At 57.0% G+C, this 17,947-nt stretch carries 12 protein-coding genes and 2 pseudogenes; 7 read left to right on the top strand and 7 right to left on the bottom strand.

Going from position 1 to position 17,947, the window contains the following annotated elements:
- Positions 1-815 precede the first annotated feature (815 nt).
- Both EGH23_RS19680 and EGH23_RS19675 read right to left on the bottom strand, forming a co-directional pair.
- Positions 816-1,376, bottom strand: a complete 561-nt coding sequence (locus tag EGH23_RS19680) for a TATA-box-binding protein (RefSeq protein ID WP_220581692.1) — start codon at positions 1,374-1,376, stop codon at positions 816-818.
- An 80-nt stretch (positions 1,377-1,456) separates the two neighbouring features.
- The gene (locus tag EGH23_RS19675) at positions 1,457-1,621 is read right to left on the bottom strand and encodes a DUF1931 domain-containing protein (RefSeq protein WP_220581691.1); all 165 of its coding nucleotides are present in this window, start codon (positions 1,619-1,621) and stop codon (positions 1,457-1,459) included.
- A gap of 72 nt (positions 1,622-1,693) precedes the next feature.
- Between EGH23_RS19675 and EGH23_RS19670 the strand changes: the two are divergent.
- A pseudogene (locus EGH23_RS19670) lies at positions 1,694-2,149 on the top strand (transcriptional regulator TrmB); the annotation flags it as partial.
- 64 nt (positions 2,150-2,213) lie between these two features.
- Positions 2,214-2,339, top strand: a complete 126-nt coding sequence (locus tag EGH23_RS26915; protein WP_268899489.1) for a hypothetical protein — start codon at positions 2,214-2,216, stop codon at positions 2,337-2,339.
- Between the two features lie 845 nt (positions 2,340-3,184).
- On the opposite strand, the gene EGH23_RS19665 is transcribed toward EGH23_RS26915, so the two are convergent.
- Positions 3,185-4,903: an MBL fold metallo-hydrolase gene (locus tag EGH23_RS19665; protein WP_268899488.1), complete on the bottom strand. Its 1,719-nt coding sequence runs from the start codon at positions 4,901-4,903 to the stop codon at positions 3,185-3,187.
- 277 nt (positions 4,904-5,180) lie between these two features.
- Between EGH23_RS19665 and EGH23_RS19660 the strand changes: the two are divergent.
- A pseudogene (locus EGH23_RS19660) lies at positions 5,181-5,545 on the top strand (zinc ribbon domain-containing protein); the annotation flags it as partial.
- 1,312 nt (positions 5,546-6,857) lie between these two features.
- Here EGH23_RS19660 and EGH23_RS19655 read toward each other — a convergent pair.
- From EGH23_RS19655 to EGH23_RS19645, 3 genes are all read right to left on the bottom strand, one after another.
- Positions 6,858-10,802 (bottom strand): DUF8128 domain-containing protein, encoded by a 3,945-nt coding sequence (locus tag EGH23_RS19655; protein WP_220581688.1) that lies wholly within the window; start codon positions 10,800-10,802, stop codon positions 6,858-6,860.
- The gene (locus tag EGH23_RS19650) at positions 10,802-13,768 is read right to left on the bottom strand and encodes a VirB4 family type IV secretion system protein (protein WP_220581687.1); all 2,967 of its coding nucleotides are present in this window, start codon (positions 13,766-13,768) and stop codon (positions 10,802-10,804) included. The genes EGH23_RS19655 and EGH23_RS19650 overlap by 1 nt, the downstream gene beginning before the upstream one ends.
- Before the next feature lie 87 nt (positions 13,769-13,855).
- The gene (locus tag EGH23_RS19645) at positions 13,856-14,935 is read right to left on the bottom strand and encodes a TrbL/VirB6 family protein (protein WP_220581686.1); all 1,080 of its coding nucleotides are present in this window, start codon (positions 14,933-14,935) and stop codon (positions 13,856-13,858) included.
- A gap of 31 nt (positions 14,936-14,966) precedes the next feature.
- Between EGH23_RS19645 and EGH23_RS19640 the strand changes: the two genes are divergently transcribed.
- Positions 14,967-15,116 carry a hypothetical protein gene (locus EGH23_RS19640; protein ID WP_220581685.1) on the top strand — a complete coding sequence of 50 codons (150 nt, stop codon included), beginning with the start codon at positions 14,967-14,969 and terminating at the stop codon, positions 15,114-15,116.
- On the opposite strand, the gene EGH23_RS19635 is transcribed toward EGH23_RS19640, so the two are convergent.
- A complete protein-coding gene (locus tag EGH23_RS19635) occupies positions 15,113-15,607 on the bottom strand; it encodes a hypothetical protein (protein WP_220581684.1) in 495 nt (164 codons plus the stop codon). The genes EGH23_RS19640 and EGH23_RS19635 overlap by 4 nt on opposite strands.
- Before the next feature lie 149 nt (positions 15,608-15,756).
- On the opposite strand from EGH23_RS19635, the gene EGH23_RS19630 reads away from it, so the two are divergent.
- From EGH23_RS19630 to EGH23_RS19620, 3 genes are all read left to right on the top strand, one after another.
- Positions 15,757-15,996: a hypothetical protein gene (locus tag EGH23_RS19630; RefSeq protein WP_220581683.1), complete on the top strand. Its 240-nt coding sequence runs from the start codon at positions 15,757-15,759 to the stop codon at positions 15,994-15,996.
- Complete coding sequence (locus tag EGH23_RS19625; RefSeq protein WP_220581682.1) at positions 15,997-16,188, top strand: hypothetical protein; 192 nt, start codon at positions 15,997-15,999, stop codon at positions 16,186-16,188.
- A 1,220-nt stretch (positions 16,189-17,408) separates the two neighbouring features.
- Complete coding sequence (locus EGH23_RS19620) at positions 17,409-17,801, top strand: universal stress protein (RefSeq protein WP_220581681.1); 393 nt, start codon at positions 17,409-17,411, stop codon at positions 17,799-17,801.
- Positions 17,802-17,947: the final 146 nt, after the last annotated feature.

Genomic DNA, 17,947 nt, shown 5'->3' with positions numbered 1-17,947 from the left:
ATTGACTGCCCTTGGCAAAACACTCCCAATCTCGATATGTTTGCTCGGCTACTATCGCGATTACCGCACCAAATCTGTGGGCAAGATAAAGAGTCACATTGTTTTTGACTTATCCGACTACCGCCTTGCGGTTTCCCGCAAGTCACGACAAATATTTCCGATTAAGATATGAGTCAGACGTTCGTAGCCTTGCGTTTTCAAGACATTATACATTCGAAGAAATAACTTTACTGAGAGAGTTACTAATTCGCCGGTTCGAATCCGCGACCCTGACTAGAGCGACCACTGTACCACCATCGAAGTAGGATGGGCACGTAGAAACCCATTAGCAGACTAAGAGATATACTGTGCATCCGCCGGTTATCCCAGCAGCCGAAATTGACCGCAAAATCGCACCGTCAACGGGGCTCATCCGATTGGGAAAAAGTGCAAGTTGCATGAAGTCGGCCGCACCGAACTCGTCGTCCGAAGCGTCGGTATCGGACTCGGATTCAGTAGTGGATGAAGCCGATGAGTCAGGCTCTGCAGACTGATCGTCGGTGCCAGTCTGCGAGTTTTTCTTCGTCTGTCTCATCGGCAGCCGAAGATAAGGACTCTGGGCTATCGGATGATGTTTCCGAAGAGTGATATTTATCGGATTCGTCGCTCCCCGCTAGCGATGATATATCGTCTCTTTCAGCAGAGAGTGGTGAATCCAGTTGCTCTTCCACAAAGTGTCTCCGGTGTCTCCGTCTCGTCCTCCAAATCCGTTATCGCAGTTGGAAAGGGAGCGATTCCTCGCTAATCATGTACAGCGACCAGTTCATCGCACAAACTCAGTCCAGTAAGCCGAGATCGCTAAGCTGGTCTTCGATTACGGTGAGCGCGTCTTCGGCATCGCTCAATCGCTTGCCACCCGTGATGACGAGTTTCCCGCTGCCGAACAGCAGTGCCACGACATCTGGCTCGTCGAGTCGATAGACAAGGCCCGGGAACTGCTCTGGCTCGTATTCGATATGCTCGAGACCGAGCCCAATCGCAATCGCGTTCAAATTCAAGTTCGCCTTTAGATCAGCGCTCGAGACGACATTCTGGATATCGATCGCTGGTGAGTCGTCAACTTCGACGCCCAAGTTACGGAGTTCATCAAAGACTTGTCCGAGGGCAGTCTCGACAGCGTCTACGCTTTTCGCTCCGGTACACACTACTTTTCCCGAGCGGAAAATTAGCGCCGCGGCCTTGGGATCGTGCATCCGATAGACGAGACCAGGGAAATTTTCTGGGTCATAGTCCGTTGCTTCGAGATCCATCGCGAGTGATTCGAGATCGATCTCTTGGCCGATAGCGCTTGATGCAACGACGTTCTCTACTGTGAGCGACTCCGCTGAGAGACTCATAGTAGTACCGTGCTCCCACAGGCCTCTTAAAACAGGGCCTGATTCAGCGCAAACGAGACAAAAATTGGTTCGAGTGTGCCTTAGAGGTCGCGTGCCTGGACTGTCCTTCGGTCGTTGGCTTCAGCTCGCTGAGCAGCTTCTTCGAGTAGTTCGGCGACTTCCTCGTCAAGTGACTCGTAGAAATCCGCCGAGACATTGTGCTCCGACAGTGCATCCTTCACCGCGGCTTTGACAATGAGAGACATTCCAGTGAGGCCTATTTGTGTCTCCTATATAAGAGTTTGATCTGTGATTGCCGCTCAGATTGCAGTAACCCGGAACGCCTCGAAGCCGTCGCCCCGAAGGGCACGATTCTCTGGGAGGACTACGACGAATTCCTCGCCCAGGCCGAGACGGAGATCGACGCGGGAGGGTTCCACGAAACCGGCCTCGCTCGATTCACAGCCTTCGACCTCCAGTTCCTGCTCACCGGCCACCGCTACTACTTCTACTCCGAGGAGCTCAACGCAGTCTCGCCGGCGGAGCTATGTTGTCACACCCTTTTGATTGACGACGGTAGCCGTCACCGCTCGTACTGTCTCCTCTTGCTCAGCCACGTCGACGTCGATGAAGAGGATCTCCGAGAGCAGGCGGGGAAGTATGGCCTCGAAGACGAAATTGACGCCTTGTTCCGCTACCTCGAGACGCACGGCGAAGTCGACGACTACCGGCTCCCGGAGTGGGACGAGTTCCAGGAGCTGGCGGCTGACTACGAGGTGCCACTCCCACAATGAGACCAACATTCGGACGCGAGTATATCGAGAACGAATTCACCAGACGCAGACTGAGTTGCTCGCGATGGATATGGAGACCGCCGAAAGCTTGGTTGAGCAACGGTACGTCGGCCTTGACCTCTTGGAGAACGGTGACCGGAAGGCAACCACAGGCGGCGTCACACTCGTTGTGGTGGAGTCTTCCGGGTAACCCTGTGACCGAGCGCACTCTGAGAAGGGAATTGGCATAGAACCGACGCTGCTGGACGCGGTGGCACGTGCCCTGCTGCCGCTGGCGTTGCTGTTTGCTAGCTGCAGTAACCGGGAGCGACCCCATTCTTACAGGAGTGTAGTGAGTGTTCGTAACACGAACGGCGCGACCAGTCCCGATTCCCTACTCACAACGGGTGTGACGGACCAATCCACTACAGGCATCCCCAGGCGAAAACTCTGAAAAGATAACCTCTGCCTCCGTACTGACTGTGCCGCCAATACCGCAGAGTAACCCGGTGATAGCCATTACATCATTTACATGCTGACACCAATTACGTACTATGCCAATCGATATCGACCGCTTCGAGGAGAGGACCGGCGAAGAAATCCAATCGGGCGGCCGCACGAACGCTGAGGAAGTCCTTTCCTTTCTCGCAGCTCATCCAGGGCAGGCATACACACCGAAAGAAATCCGCGAGGCGACCGCTATCGCACGCGGAAGTATCGGTGTGGTTCTCTCACGATTCGAGGATAGTCACTGTCATTACTATCATCAGACGGTGGCATCTCCGGTAACAGGATCACGGCACTCTGTCATGGTACGGAGAGAAAACAGTGGGTATTTCGTCCACATTGTAAGCAAGTTCCCACCCGTAACTACGACTGCTCCTGAGAGCAGGACTCAAGGCACGGTTAGGCGCAAATGCCTGGCGAATCGGAACGCCGTCGACGGAGCGTACCGATGCCCTGTACAACGAGATGCTGAACGTGATTCTACTGGAACAAAGTCTGTAGACCGAACGGTATCACTATTGGTTGATTACGATAGCGAACTGCTGGAATCTATTTAGCAAATCTTCGCTCCACCTCTTTTTTAATCCATGTATATGTGGCCTCACCAACATTACTAACGCGAGATAAATCCGATTCGGAGAACTCGCAATCTTCAACTACACATTTGAGTTCTGATATTGACTCGTATCCCTCGTCAATCAACGCTTCTTGCGTCTCTTTTCCCACCTGCGGGATATCTGTGAGTTCGGTAGCAGGGTCGTAAAAGCACGATTCCACCCCAGATTTTACTTTCCCCTTGGAATTGGTTGCCGCTTCAACGAGAGAGTAATCGCCTTTTCCGATATTAACCGGCCAGTCCAGATCGTCCATTGATTCCGGACGGTCCTCTGGAACCAGTAAGCCGAGTTTTGCGTTTTCGGTGAGATCAGTTCCACCAGCGAGCTCTCCGAGTTGCTCCGACAGGGATGTGTCCTTTTTTATATTGTATCCATGGTTGGTAAAAAGATTGGGGTCGAGATAGTACTCATCTAGTTTGACTCGCTCTCCACCTTCCAGAGAGTTCATCGCATCACTGCGCTCGTCTTGCGCTATCATCCCGGCTCGAATGTTGTCCCCGAGATTCAATGAAGTCTCTTTCCCTGATAACTGATTTTCAAGTTCAGAGAGACTGCAGTCGTATCGCTCTTCGCTAACAAGTTCCGGATCGAGAGCGTAATCAGAGATCACGATTTCATTCTCAGCTTTTAATTTCTTGGCTGCGTCGGCACGTTGGTCTCGGTGTACACTCCTGAGCTTTAGCAACTCATCAGGGTCATACTTCGCCAGTCCTTCCTCGATCTCTCTAACGTTTTCTTGGTCGATATCACCGTGAATCCCTGTCCACGCTACCGCGATATCTTGTTCGCTACATCGTTCGAAGAATTTTGGATCCGGGTGGCTATGTCTGGAGACGAGTTCGCTAGAAACGACAGCTATGTTTGGACTGACAGTAGCAAGAAAACAATCAGTGTTCCCCTTGGTTCCCCCTATTGAGTTTCTATCGTCTATGGTTGCCCCGTGGTGAGGAACATGCAAGACGTCCACAGAGAGCTCAGTTTCCCCGTAGTAATCGAGCAGATGTTCGGATTCGGCCAGATGACCGATATCACCCGTAAAGAGATGACTCACTTCCCCATCAGAAATTCGTACCACTGCGCTGTTCTCGTTCGCCAGTTTCGAGGGATCCGCCGATTCTATCCGGCTTCCATGCTCGTTTCCCATCTCGTTCAGTACCTCTACCTCGTCCTTTTCTGGGTCATTAACAGCATCCTGTATTTTATTTAGAACAGAGGGATCTTCTTTTATATCTCTCAGCACCCTCGGACCCAATCCTTTGATACTTATACCCTCTTTTTCGATTATTGTGTCTTCATTTATTTCCGTGTTTTCAGATGCCCCAGCCATTATTTCCTTTTGAAGGTCGGTGAAATCCTTGTCTTCTAGAGTTTTCTGTCGTTCTTCTAATGATAGGCTTGCACCACCCTCAATGCTCTCCCGGTTGTCTGCTTGGTAAAATGAGGGTGGGGTATACACGGATTCAACCACAACATCAGGACTCTCAAGTAGGCCTATTGCCCCTTGATAGTGGTCCTGATGAAAGTGAGTGATAATAAGGATATTAATGTGGTCCTGAGTGAGCTCCTTTTTCAGCCTATTCACGTCTGCGCCGGCGTCGATTAGATATACCTCTTCGTTTTTTTGACTACCGTTGCATTCCCTTTGTGACAATTGATGGTTTTCCAGTTCATATTCATGGACCGTCTGTGCGACGCCTCACTGCCTCCTAGACAAATTTATCTGTCGCAGGTACTGGCTAAGCGTACGTACTGTTTCTAGATTATCAATATATACTTTGTCGTGATGTTTTTTCCCTGTCATTTATCGGGAGCTTCAGTCTATACTCGCCCACATCGTCTTTATAACCCTGTTCGATGAGTGAGACAGGGTCTTATCGCACCCAAGACGGTATTTCAATAGTCACAGTTCTCATTCCGGCTATACAGTCAACTGGGGCAAGATAGGCACCAAGAAACTCTACACGTGGGCGTTCGACCCTACCAGTATCTCGCGTACAAGGGCGAGATTCGTGGTGTCGAGGTGCTGAAGGAGAACGAGTGGAACTCCTCGAAGACGTGTTCAGCGTGTGGCGATGATACGAAGTCGAACCGGAAGCAGCGTGGGTTGTACGTCTGCTCGTCATGTGGGTTGGTCGGGAACGCGGATTGCAACGGGGTGGAGAATATGCGTCAGAAGATAACTCCGAGTCCTCACGGCGAGGATAGGAGTAACGGCCGTGTGGCACAGCCCTCGATACACTTGTTCGATTCAGAGAGTGGGGTTTTCGCCCCGCGAGAACAGGTCGTGTTGTAAACCAGCAAATATCTCAACTGTGGTACGGGTAGCCCCGTCGTTTACTACAGGGTGGATGTCACAGACTGCAGAGACGAACTTGTAGAGTGTGCTAATACGGACGTCGATGCTACTGACCGTTGCCAATATCCTCGTTGATGGGTGATAGATGTGACTGACCCACCAATCCAGGCAAAAGTGAGGCCGAGCAGACGGCCTCACAGCTATGCCGATACCGGGAACTGGTCCACAGCGATCCATCCATGACAATGGCTGTGCGCCAGCGCCCAGTTAGACGCTGGCTAGCACGTCTTGTCAATCTTGCTCCCAGTACACATTCTGCGACGCATGGTACTGTCAGCGGTGAGTGACAGAGAACGCTAACTGCTGGTCTGAATGTCGGAACACAACTGGCAGTCGCTCTTTACAGCTTTCAGCACATGGAACGGGTAACCCAGAAACGGACTCCGGGAAATGGCTATACAACAGCTCGCAATGAATCATGGCAGTCCACCAGCTATTGGCAGACTGGGGCACCTGTCAAATCTCAAACTACCAATACCTGTGATTTGCCATCACCGTCAATTCATCAATTTGCAACTTCCAGACAGAGAGACACAGACTGCAGTAACCACTTCCAGCTTCACCCCCACTTCAGCCGAACCTCGTCTTCTGGCTCGGGGTCATGATCGACGCCGCCACCGAAGTCACTTAGGTCAGTCATTGTACCACCAGCGGACTACTGTCATTATATAGCATATCAGCATACGTGACATTCCACTGGTAAGAGGATATAGGGACCAGTGCCCTGTTAACATCTATAATATGGCAAATGTCGATTTAATCAGTGATCGCTACTCAGAGCAGGAAGAGTGCACAGTGGCCTACCGATAGTACTCGGTCAGTGAGTCTACATGGTATGAACTGCGCGCTGTTCAGCTCACGCGGATGCTAACCAACAGCCAACGCTTGTGCCAGTTATGTTGGTTAGTGGCTCGCCGTGGTTGTCGCCGGGTCAGGCTATTGTCACACCCCGGTATCGAGGTGTATCAGATATATTGGGTTTTCGAAATATTATGCATCGCTCGGGTGTCCTCAGCGTGTCCCGCAACAGGTGGGTGTCCCCTATTGTCGCGTCGGTTTAGTTCCGGGTAGTTCCCAGCCTATAGGGGTCGGCGGTTTCGTTTTCGAGGTGGGGATAAAACACGGAGACAGGATGGGGATTTGCGGTTTTCGAGGTAGCTTTCGAGGTGGGGGTCGGAACACCAACCTCGAAAGGGACCATTTTCGAGGTGGGAAACGAGGGTCGAGACGGCGTCAGCGGACGTCAGCGCTATCTATCATCGAGGTGATAGACGTTCGCCTCGCCCGGGCCGTTGTGCTCGACGTCAAGCACGCCAGCGTCGGCGAGGTCGTCGAGGTAGTTCCCGACAGTCCGCCGGCCGACATCGAGACGGTCGTCGTCAGCAGTGTCCACGAGGTCGTGGGCCTCGCTCGTCGTAATGGCGTCACCGTGGTTGACGAGGAGATCGTACAGCGCCGCCGGTCGCTTGCCGACGTCGGCGAGAGGATCGTCGTTCCCCTCGCCCTCGATCGTCTCATTGCTGTCGACGAGCGGCGTCAGTTCACCATTCTCCCGAAGTGCGAGGTCTGCCGGGTAGTTTTCGGGGTCAACGACGAGGAGGTACCACGTCGCAGCTCCGGGATTCGACTCGCCGAATAGCCGCTTCGGCACGACTGGTTTTTTGACCGGCCGCCACTCCTCAGTATCTTCGACGTCATCCTTGGTCGCTGGGTAGGCGTCGGCGTCGGAGAACACGGCCTCAATATCGCCGAACGTCGCCAGCTCGCGGCCCTCACTATCCGAGAGGATGTACGCCTCTTGGTCGGCATTGAACCGCCACACACTGTTGTGTGCGTCTGCTGGCCGGAGCATACGGTCGCCGTCGATGCGGAGGTCGCGCCGGTTGTAGAACCGTCGGTCACCCTCCGGGTCGCCGCCGGCCAGCAACGGCGGAGCCGAGAGCGCGCCCTCAACACGGCGAGCGGCGTCGGGCCGGGCAATGAATAGACACCGCTCACCACGATCGACGGCCTGTGCGAGGTTCCTGATCGTCTGACCGGGCTTGGTACTCGTCTCGCACTCAGCCTCGACGCTAACCATTTCGCCGCCCGTCAGCTGGTCGAGCGTCGGGTAGTCCTCGGCGAAGTTTTCGGCTACAACACGCGTCTCCGCCAACGATAGCTCTTCGACATCGACGCTGCGAATGGGTTCAGGAGTAGCGCGGGCATCCGGGAGGTCGCCGTTACCATCCTGCTGCACAATGTTGACGCAGAGACCAAGGCGAGTCAGCGGTTCGTAGCTGTCTCGAAGCAACTGCCGATGCTCCAGGCCGCCAGCATTCTCGTCATCGCCGCTGGCGAACACCTCACTCTGGCCGCGGTCGGTGGTCCGAAGGTGGGTTTCGCCATCGCGATGATCCCGATCGAGAAGATCCTCGGGCACTCGCTCGACGATGTCCCAGACGTCGGCGATACCGTCACCCTCGGCGTCGAGATAGTCACGAATTCGGGCCTCAACGTCGCCCTTCGGGACGAGCCCACCAATCTCAACATTATCGGCGTGGATGCTCTCGTCGAAGACGGCTTTCAGTACGGCCCGCTCAGCGGTCTGGTCGTCGCAACGGATGTCGCCATCATCGGCCTCGCCATCGCCATCCTCACCATAGAAGTGACTCGCCTGGCGCTGCTGAGCGGGCGACTCGGCCTCTTCACCATACCGCTCAACGCTCTCGCGCTTGAGTTCCTGGAGGGCGTCGTCGGACAGTCCAGCCTCACCGGATACTTGCTCCCGAACGTCGCCAACTGGCGGGAAGGCATCGACCTTGTAGGAGTGGGTTAGTTCGTCATCGGCGTCGTGGGTCCGCATGTAGAACCGATACTTCGAGAGGTTCGTCAGGTCTGCTTGCTCTACGTCCCGAGAGTGCTGACCAGCAATCAGGCGCGCATCATCGCGCCCGCCAGGATTGAACGAGATGAACGTCTCACACTGGTTCTCGATAGCTTTCTGTACTCGTTCGGGAAGCTGGTTCGAGGGGTTCTGGCAGGACAGCGTGAGACAGAACTCGAAAGCTCGCGCTTCTGAGAGAATACTCGCGATGTCAGTCCGCTCCGAAACGATGCTATCGAACTCATCGCAAATCACGTAGAACGGCGGTGCGTCGGTGTTCTCCCGAACAGCAACCCACGCCCGGCGAATGAGCGCCGTCGCGAACAATCGCTTCTCGGTCTCCCCCGACGACGGCGCGTTTCGAACGACGACGACTTTCCCCTCGCGCACGACGTCGCGAATGCTAACCGTCGATTCTCTCGCTGCAATCAAATCCCGAATCGCATCGTTCTGTATCCACTGGTCGAGCCGACCAGCCAGTGGTTCGAGATCGGTGTCGTCGAAACCCTCGATGCGTTCGGCCGTTCGCTTGATGAATTGGAGCCGTTCTCGGTCCATCCACTCGGTGAACCGCTCGCGGTTCTCTTCAGCCGTACATAGTGCTGCCAGATCAAGCAGCGTGCACGTCTTCCCCGATTTTGCCATCCCACGGATGAACGTCCGCACGACACGATCCATCCGAGCGCCCCAGTAGTTGTCTTGGCCACCGGCCAGTGCAACCATACTCGCGAGATCGTCACACAGCGCCTCAACGGTCGACGCGAACTGTCGACTGTCGGGGTCGGCGTCGCTAGGCACTTCGAGGAAATTGAACCGAACCTGCTTATCGAACTCGTCAGTGAGATCGACAAAGACGAAATCATCGCGATCACGGTCATCGGGCCATTCCCGCACGAACTCGTCGGCGTCCTTGCCTTTCGGGTCGAAGATCAGGGCACCGTGGCCCCGCTGCATGACCTGACTAGCGAAATTGACTAACCACGTCGTCTTGCCTTTCCCGGTCCCGCCGCCGACGAACTGGTGGGTCTCGAGGGTTTCTGGCGTCACACCAGCTTCGACGCCATGCCGACTGCCGAACCCGTACCAGTAGGGATCGCCCACTGAGGATTCGTCGAGCATTGCGACTTGCTGGATATCGTCGTCGGCCCCGGCGACGTCGTGAGCTTGGAAGTCGAAGCGCGGCGTTCCCGGCGGGATACCTTCACCCGGCCGGGATATCGACCAGCGCATCTTGTTCGTGGCAACGTGGTCTGCCTCGGGGACGTTCAACAGGCCCGATACTTCTCGTTGAGCCTTGACGATACCGTTATCGGCCCACTCTCGCCCAGCCGCTTTCTCGACGACGTTGCGCAGTTCGCGGCCGTCGAGCGGGTCGGGGACGAACGTTTGCTCGGCGTTGTTCTCGTAGAAGTTCCGGAACATCCCGGCAGTGCTGCTAGCCCGAGAGATTGCGATGTCGGGGTCGTCGGAGATCGCGAACACCCGGAGACACAGTCGCCATCCTTTCTGGCCTTGCTGTTCTTCGAGAAGTTTTGCTACCTGTTTCTCCACTTTAGACGGCGGATACTCGATAGTCTCCCGGGTAAAGAGTCGCCACTGTTTCTCAAACGTCGGCTCTCGGAGGTTCATCGCTAGCGACTTGATGCTCGGGTCGCCCCGGACTCGTTCGTCACTGTCGTCAAGCACGCCGTGGCCATTCTCGATACCGTCGGTCCAATCTCGCTGGGCGGGCTTGAACTGGATCTGGACGACCACGTCGGCGTCGGTCGCGTCCTCAGCCTGCTGACCGACCATCTCTTCGAGGATACTCCCCATCGGATCAGTAGTGAACCCCGGCAGATCCACGTTCTTGATCGGATACAGCGTATAGCGTCGGAGCTGTAATCGCGCCCCAGCGATGTGTCGCCCCTCGACGCCACTCCCGGAGAGTAACTCAGAGGAAGTTCTGGAGAGTTGCGAGTCGGGATACTGTGAAGTCAACTGTCGTTCGAGTGGGCCGTCCGTGCGATCGTCGCCGGCAACATACCGGAGTGACAGTACGCGGTCGCCGCCGTCGCTAGGCCGGGTATAGCGCACTTCGAACGAGTGGGCCGGACTAATGTTCTCGTCACCACGGAGAAGTCCTGATGACGTTTCGACAGAGTGCAGCGACTCCAGAACGCTGTCCATCGCTTCAATCCCGCCGTTGTCACGGTTTGGTCGCACCGAGATAGCGTCACGTTCACCTGGCGAAGTTAGCGCCTCGGCGAGGTCGGCGTCAACCTGCGTAGTTTCGTAGCCTGACGTCTCTGTATTAGTCGTCGAGGCGAAACGGTCGAGGAAATCCATTACTCTCGCCCCCCGTTCTCACTGGTCGCGTCAGCAGGCTGTGAGATGCTACTCTCACCGTTCGAGGTATCGGCTGTCCTTTCGGTCATGTGTTCGACAAACTCCTCTCTCGCCGTGCCGTGACTACCTGCCTCGCGCCGATAGTAGGTCAGCACTCGATCTTCCAGTGGCGTCGCTTCGACATAGCACGGAATCCAGCCCTCGATATCCTCCGCGTCGATAAGGCACTCGGAGTAGCCTCGACCCTCTTTCCCACGAACAGCTATATCCTGCACGAACTCCCGCTGGGCGCTGTTGAGTCCGAACTGAGCGAGGACATCTTCGTCAACTCGTGGCGTCCGGAAGAAGTGCACCGTCGAACACTGCGCCCGAATCGTGTCCCGGGCGTCAGTCTCACCCTCCCCTGAGACGAAGTCCTTCGGCGACTGGCTGAGGAACCACAGCGAAGCGTCATACCGGGCAAACTCCCGCGCTGCTTTCTGCAACCAGTCAGCCGTGCGGTCGGCGTCGAGGAGGACGTGCGCCTCGTCGAACATACAGACGACCTCACCGTCGGTTTGCTTGATCTTCTCCCGTACCTGCGAAAGCATCAACTGGAGATTCGCCGATTTCTCGGCGTCATCACTGCCACCGACAGCATGGAGGTCGAGATACGCCATGTCGACGTCGTCCTCGAGCAGCCCCAGTTCATCAGCCCCGAGCAGACTCGCATATTTACCCCCTTCCTGGAACGACCGAAGTTTCGTCAGCAGTTCGCCCACCTGTTCGAGGTGCGTCTCACCTTCGTGGCCCTCGCCATCGGCCATCGTATACTCCTCGGGATTTGAGGTCATGTCAGTCAGCGTCTCGAGGAGATCGGCGAGGTTCGGGTTCCCCGCGTCGAAGGTCTCGGGCTGACCCGGCTCAATGCCCGCATTTGTGAGCGTTCGTTCCGCGGCTTGGGCTAGCAGTGGCGCGTACTCGCCGGCATCGGCGACGTCGTCGGCTCGAAGCAAGCCGACCAGAAAGCCGACCGTTTCCTCGACGGTCATGCGGAACTCGTCGGCACCCTCGGCGCGGTGATCCGGCGAGGGTTCGATGCGAAGCGGGTTGACTGACTGGTTTCCGTCGACGACAATGTGCTCGCCGCCACAGAGTTGCGTCAGGCCGTCGAATCCGCGTTGGGTATCGCACACGATGAGCGTCCGGTCGTCGCGTTCGAGATACCACCGCAGTGCTGCCTTCGACGCCGAGTACGTCTTTCCCGACCGCGTCTGTCCAATCGTGAGCATGTGCGGCCCGCCACCGCGCTCGAAGGGCGAGAGGCGAAGATGCGATCCGTTCTCCTCGTTGTGGCCCCAGTCCATGCCTGCCGCTTCGCGCTGGTCTCGAGCGGCGAAGGGGAACATCGACCCGATAACTGCGCCGGGGACGAGCCGGTCTTTCTCCGCGGGCGTCTCGGCGTCCCACCGATCACCCGTCAACGGCGAGGCCGCACGGAAGGCACACTCTTGAGCAGCGCCGGGAGCGACGGGCGTCGTATTCGCCGGTGCGCCGGTCAGCGTATCGCGTACCGTTTCGCAGGCGGTCTGGAGAGCGCGCCGCTTTGCTCCCTCGACATTGTCGAATGTCGCGAGTTCGTCAGTAGCGGCGTCGAGAGCATCCCGGTCGTCGGCTCGGACCACGACGTATGTTGAGAGTCGCCAGGGTTGCGATGGCGTCTGTCGGAATAGTTCGCGCATCTTGCGGGTTGCGTCGCCAGCAGTCTCAGTGTCCATTGCCGTGATATCCCGTTCTTCGGCTCGTTCCTCACCTTCGGAACCGATATCGGCGGCCTTCGCCCCTGCCTCGTGGACGCCGTCTTCGAGTGGGACTGGATTGACGTTGACCGCCACATCGACGTCGACACCGCGAAGCGTACAGAGATCCTTGAGCCACAGACTCGATGTTTCAGTTGGGTACTCGGCCAACCAGAGGGCCATCGCGTATTGATCGCCGACCTGCACCCATCCATTTCGTGGATCCCACGTTTCGGGTTCAACGATGCGGGCAAGACGATCGGGGAGGTCCTCGTCTTGATTGTCACCGACAAGATCCTCGACCAACTCATCCGGAAGATCGTCATCGCGTCCCCAGTACTCGCGCGCTACGGTCAGCGACTCGTGGGGTGTCGGGTTGTGCGTCTCTAAGCCTGTGACGCTCCCGATAGCGGCCTGGACAGTCTCGACGCGGTCGGCCAGCGTCGCCTCAATCGCACTGTCAGAGACCGCATTGGCATCAGCCAGTGGGTTCAGCATATCGATGAACGACGGTTCATCGGCGCCCGTCACCGCGCTCGCATCGGCCTCGACAACGACGTAATGCCGCCAGTCGCGGGCCTCCCAGTTCGGTGCGTCGGCTTCAGTCAACCAATCGGCGACGTCAAGCAGCACCGACTGTTGTAGTGAGTCCGTCTCCGGGTCCAGAGCGCGCTGTTCGTAGCGGTCGGCCACGCTATCAACATTAGCCTCTCGCGTCGTCGAGTAGAGCCGAAATGGCATGTCGGCCAGCTGTTCGTCGATCGCCGACGACAGCGACGCCACGAGCCTGTGCCGTTGGTCGGCATCAAGCATCGCCGTGTTCCGCGGTTCGACCGGAACCGGCGCGACATACCGGCCGTCGTCCATCTCAAGGAATCCTCGCTCGGTGATGCCACGAACGCCCGTCACATCCGCGAGGATGTCGTCGGGACTATCGAAATACTGTCGGCGGAGGTGTGACGACCACGCTGAGACGCGGCCACGTGGCGACGTGTAGGCCCTGTCAGACACTCGAAGGTAGGTTCCAGTAAGGCCCAGTCCGATACCGCCGGCGAGGCCGCCGACAGCGAGTGCTGTCGAGGACATCGCTACGCCGACGCCACTCCCAGCGAGCGAGGCCGTCGCTGGCGCGTAGACCTTCATGTCGCTCCAGGTGTAGCCGCCGAGTAGTGCCGGGTCAGTGTCCACTCGTGGTGGGACTAACTGACCGGGGTCTTTGCGCGTCTGTTCTACCGATTGAGAGTTGTTACTCATGGATTCCTGATAGTGAGAGGATTAGTATCGCCCATTGAGGGCTTCGATACGACGCTTTCTGCTTGTGTTCGTAGTGCTATTCGACGAGGTCTCGCTGTCAGGCGATGACAGCGAGGACGCTTGTCGCGCCCCAGGTTCCGGGGAGGGTGTGTAGTCGTCAGGGACCGACCGTGCGGCACTGGCCTCGTCACCACCTCTCGACCATGTCGGCGATGGAGCCGACGACGGAGCGGCCGTCGCGGCCCGAGAGCGTGCCGACGAGGCGTAGTTACTGGCTGTCCCCGCCGCGCCACCGGCCCTGTCTCTCGCAACGCTAGCGGAAGATTCTGCAATCTTGACGCCCGGCGTCCCGAGAACGGTCATCACTTCCGGGACGAAGTTACGACCGATGACGACCGGGACGCCCACGAAGGCGACACCAAGGCCGACCGCCGATCCTAGCAGCGAAAGCACGGCGTCACCGACGCCGCCGGCTAGCGACCACTCGCTGTGAAAGACGAAGAAGGCGATACTGGCCTGCACGACCTTCGCGCCGGCGACGCCGACGTACATCGAGAGACCGATTCCCGAGGCAGCGTTCGCGAATCCGGAGTCCGAGGGCCGAAGTCCCCACCAGATTGGCCACCCGGCGACGGCCGCGATAAGCACAACATGCTCGACGAACACGACGACGACCGCCGTCGCGACGAGGGTAGCTTGAGTCAGCAGCAGCCCCGCACCGACAAGTATCCCCAGCCCAAGCTTCCCGATATTCCCCGGCGTCGATAGCAGTGCCGAAGCATCCGGGGCCAGCGCCATTGCGATAGAGTCGGCGAGATGCAGGCCGCCGATTGCAACCGGCCAGCCTGCAAGGATGAGGACGCCACATTTTCCGATTTCGCCGAGTTTTGCTTTCGTTTCTCGTCCCGAAAGGGTTCCCTGGACACGCATGGCCTGAAAGACGAGCAGTGCGAGAGCTAGCGGGACGAGCGTCCAGTACAGCGCCCACGCGCCCGACCAGAGGCCTGCCTCCGGTGGGCCCCATGACGCGACCTCACCAGCACGCCCAGGAAGGCGGATACCGAAGACGAACCCGTTGAACGTCTCTATGAGAGTCGTCACGCCACCGACGACCGAGTCGACCGCCCACTCAATGAGTGACTTCACCGCCGCTATCGGTGACGGGAATAATCCGCCACTGGCGTCTCCGGCCGTCCCATTCCTCGCGTTCGACGGCGACGGTGGAGGCGTCTCTGCCGGCGTCGGTGCAGAAGAATTGTCGGGCACGGGCGGGCTCTGTTAGAATGGGAGCGCAGTGACGCCGGTCATGAGGACGCTCCACTGGCTCGGCGACATACAGGAGACCGTCGAAATGCCCAACACCTCGAAGACGCCCGCCGCAACGGCTGGAATGAACGCTGCCGAGAACGTCTTCGCCGAGCCGGCCATCGCCTCCTTCCCTTCACGGGCCGACTGCTGTTTCGTTGAGCCCATCTTGTCCATGGCGGTCATGGCCTTCGCGACACCCTTTAGCACGAAGTACAGCGACCCGGCGATGAATCCGAACCCGACGAGCTGCCCGACGCCGGAGCCACACATTGCGCTGCCCACTTCACTGACGCTCTGTGCGGCCGCCACGCCTGATGTCGTTGCGGCTGTTCCAAGCAGGATCGCGACCGAGCGCACCTGCTGGAAGGATAGCTGATCGAGAATGCTTCGTTCGACCGTGTCAAGACGGTCGAGTAGCGCTGCTGTCGTGTCCCCGAGATCGTCGGGGAGCGTTAGCTCGAACATGGACGAGAGAGGGGGCGTACGTCATCAGTGTTCTAGCACCTCTTACGCCTAGTCTAGACAACACACTCACTAGCAATAAAAGTTTGGTCCAAAAGCTACCTAGTTAGTCCAAACTACTATGAGCGTTCAAATTGAATGTAAATTCACCAATGACGGCGAGATACGACGGCATACGACCGCACTATTACATCGATTACGCGCTGCATGGGGCAATCAAGGACGTTGCTGATCGACGAGAGATCGAAGTCTACGAAGCATACGACCTAGCCGCTCGCTTCCTCGTCGCTCTCGATGGTAGTACCGGATACAAGCCTCGTCCAGACGATGATGGGCTCGCCGACGTGTATGACAATCTTCGTGGTAAACGAGCAAACAGGGGTGAGGGCTGAATGTCTGCTGCCGACGTCGTTGAACTCGCGGCCCGAAGGGTCGTTGGATTTCTGGTCTATGTGGTTATTGCCCTCGTCGCTATTTCAATCCCGCTCGTGGCGTTTGAATCACCAGTCAGCCAGACTGCTGGCCTGTTAGTAGCGATATACGTGGCTCGGTGGATCGGTCGCCGTCTCGTCGGTCTCGACTGAGCGACCCGTGCTCTTTTCACGCATGCCGTCTCACCTAGCGGTGGTCCGCGTTGCCTACTTACGAGAGAGGGGGCGCAGACCACTACGCCCTGTGTTCTAGCACGGGGCGTCCTTTCACTCTGCACGAAAATCGCCACAATAAGTCAGTAGGCGCCCGGATTTGAACCGAACAACTACGTGAGCGGTTCGACTCCCATCGTGATCGATGTTCATTAGTTGCGCTTCCCTGGTTTCTGCGGAGGATTCCCACTCCACACCCATTTTGCTGCAGCCGCCAGACCGTGTTCTGCATAGACCCGTCGAAAGGTCAGTACGAGATACAGTATCCCCAAACCAGCCAAGAGCCAGAGACCCCAGAGAATGGCTTGATCGAAGCGCGAGTTGATTGGGAAGAGAAAGGGCAGCCCACCGACGATCACGGCGAAACCGACTACTCCGACGGGTGGAATGGCCAACTTCGTCGCTGACTCGCTATCAGCCATATATGGTGATACATTGTCATCTGTGATTATAATCTCTCACCTCCAGGAGGAACCCCTCCAGAAAAGACGTAGGCTTGTGGACGGGCAAAGCCGAGAGCAACAAACGACACTACGTTGGCAATCTCTCACGCTCAGCTTGTAACGCCGAGTAACACATCGGAATCCAGCTGCTTGAGCGTGGGGCAGACAGATAGCCGAAAGATACCGGGTTTCCGGTGAACGACAGGGAGGGGCTGGCGGCAAGGAGCAAACGCCGGGAGGCTGGTGTGTGAGCAAAGTGGGACTGACTCTTTTGGAACGAGTGATGGCGCATCGCCGTGACATTTCAAACGTGAGGACGGGGAGGAAAGATATCATACGCACTGGAAAAGGTGTACTAACCAGAGCAATACCGCTACTGGTCGTCCATAATATTGTTCGAAAGCGATATATTTGGACCGGAGCTCCCTATATCCTACTACTAAGGTGTATATTCAGATACCAATGCCAAAATATGTGAGTGGATATGAAAAAAGAGCCAGATATAGTTCCAAACATGGAAAAGTAGTAGGGTAAGTCCCATATAGGAATGTAAATCACACTTACTCACGTATCGATAGTTCGAACAGGAACCGTCGCTCCTCGATCGAGGGGATGAGGTAAACAGGCGATAGAGGGGACAGGTGCCGCGCTCAACCGAGACCAATCATGTCTCGTTGGGATAGTTTTATAAAATGTGTCGATAGTCCTCTAGATGCGATGTATGAGCTACTCATCCCTGTCGATCAGGACGCAGAGCGTGCGAGCCACCAGGCCGATTACGTGACGTCACTACCCGGTACTGATGAGGTGAAAGCGACGGTGCTGCACGTGACGCCCCGTGAGGAGTCCTCCCGCGGCGAGCAGCGTTTCGACGACGTCGATTCGGCAGTCAGGGTTGCCGAGCAGATAGAGGCAGCGGGTATCTCCGTTGATCGCGTCGCGGACGCCGGGACCGTCACGAATCGTATCGTCGAGTACGCAGACGACATCGACGCGGCGGAGATCGTTCTGGGCGGGCGGAAACGCTCAGGCGTCGCGAAGGTCCTCGTCGGGAGCGTTGCGCAGGACGTCATTTACTCGACCGACCGACCCGTCGTCATTACAGGGTGAATATTTCCGGCGAAGGGACACTCTGGTCGGAACCACAGTCCTGTCATTGCTGTCCATCACCAATTTTAAGTAATAATATAGCGAGCTAGCGATATATGGCCCTCGGTGAGAACCAATACCCGTTCGAGACGGGTTTGTTACGAGAC

It is taken from the genome of Haloarcula nitratireducens, from assembly GCF_019599505.1.
The sequence above is the reverse complement of the archived record's forward strand: the minus strand, read 5'-3'. Positions and strand labels throughout refer to the sequence as shown.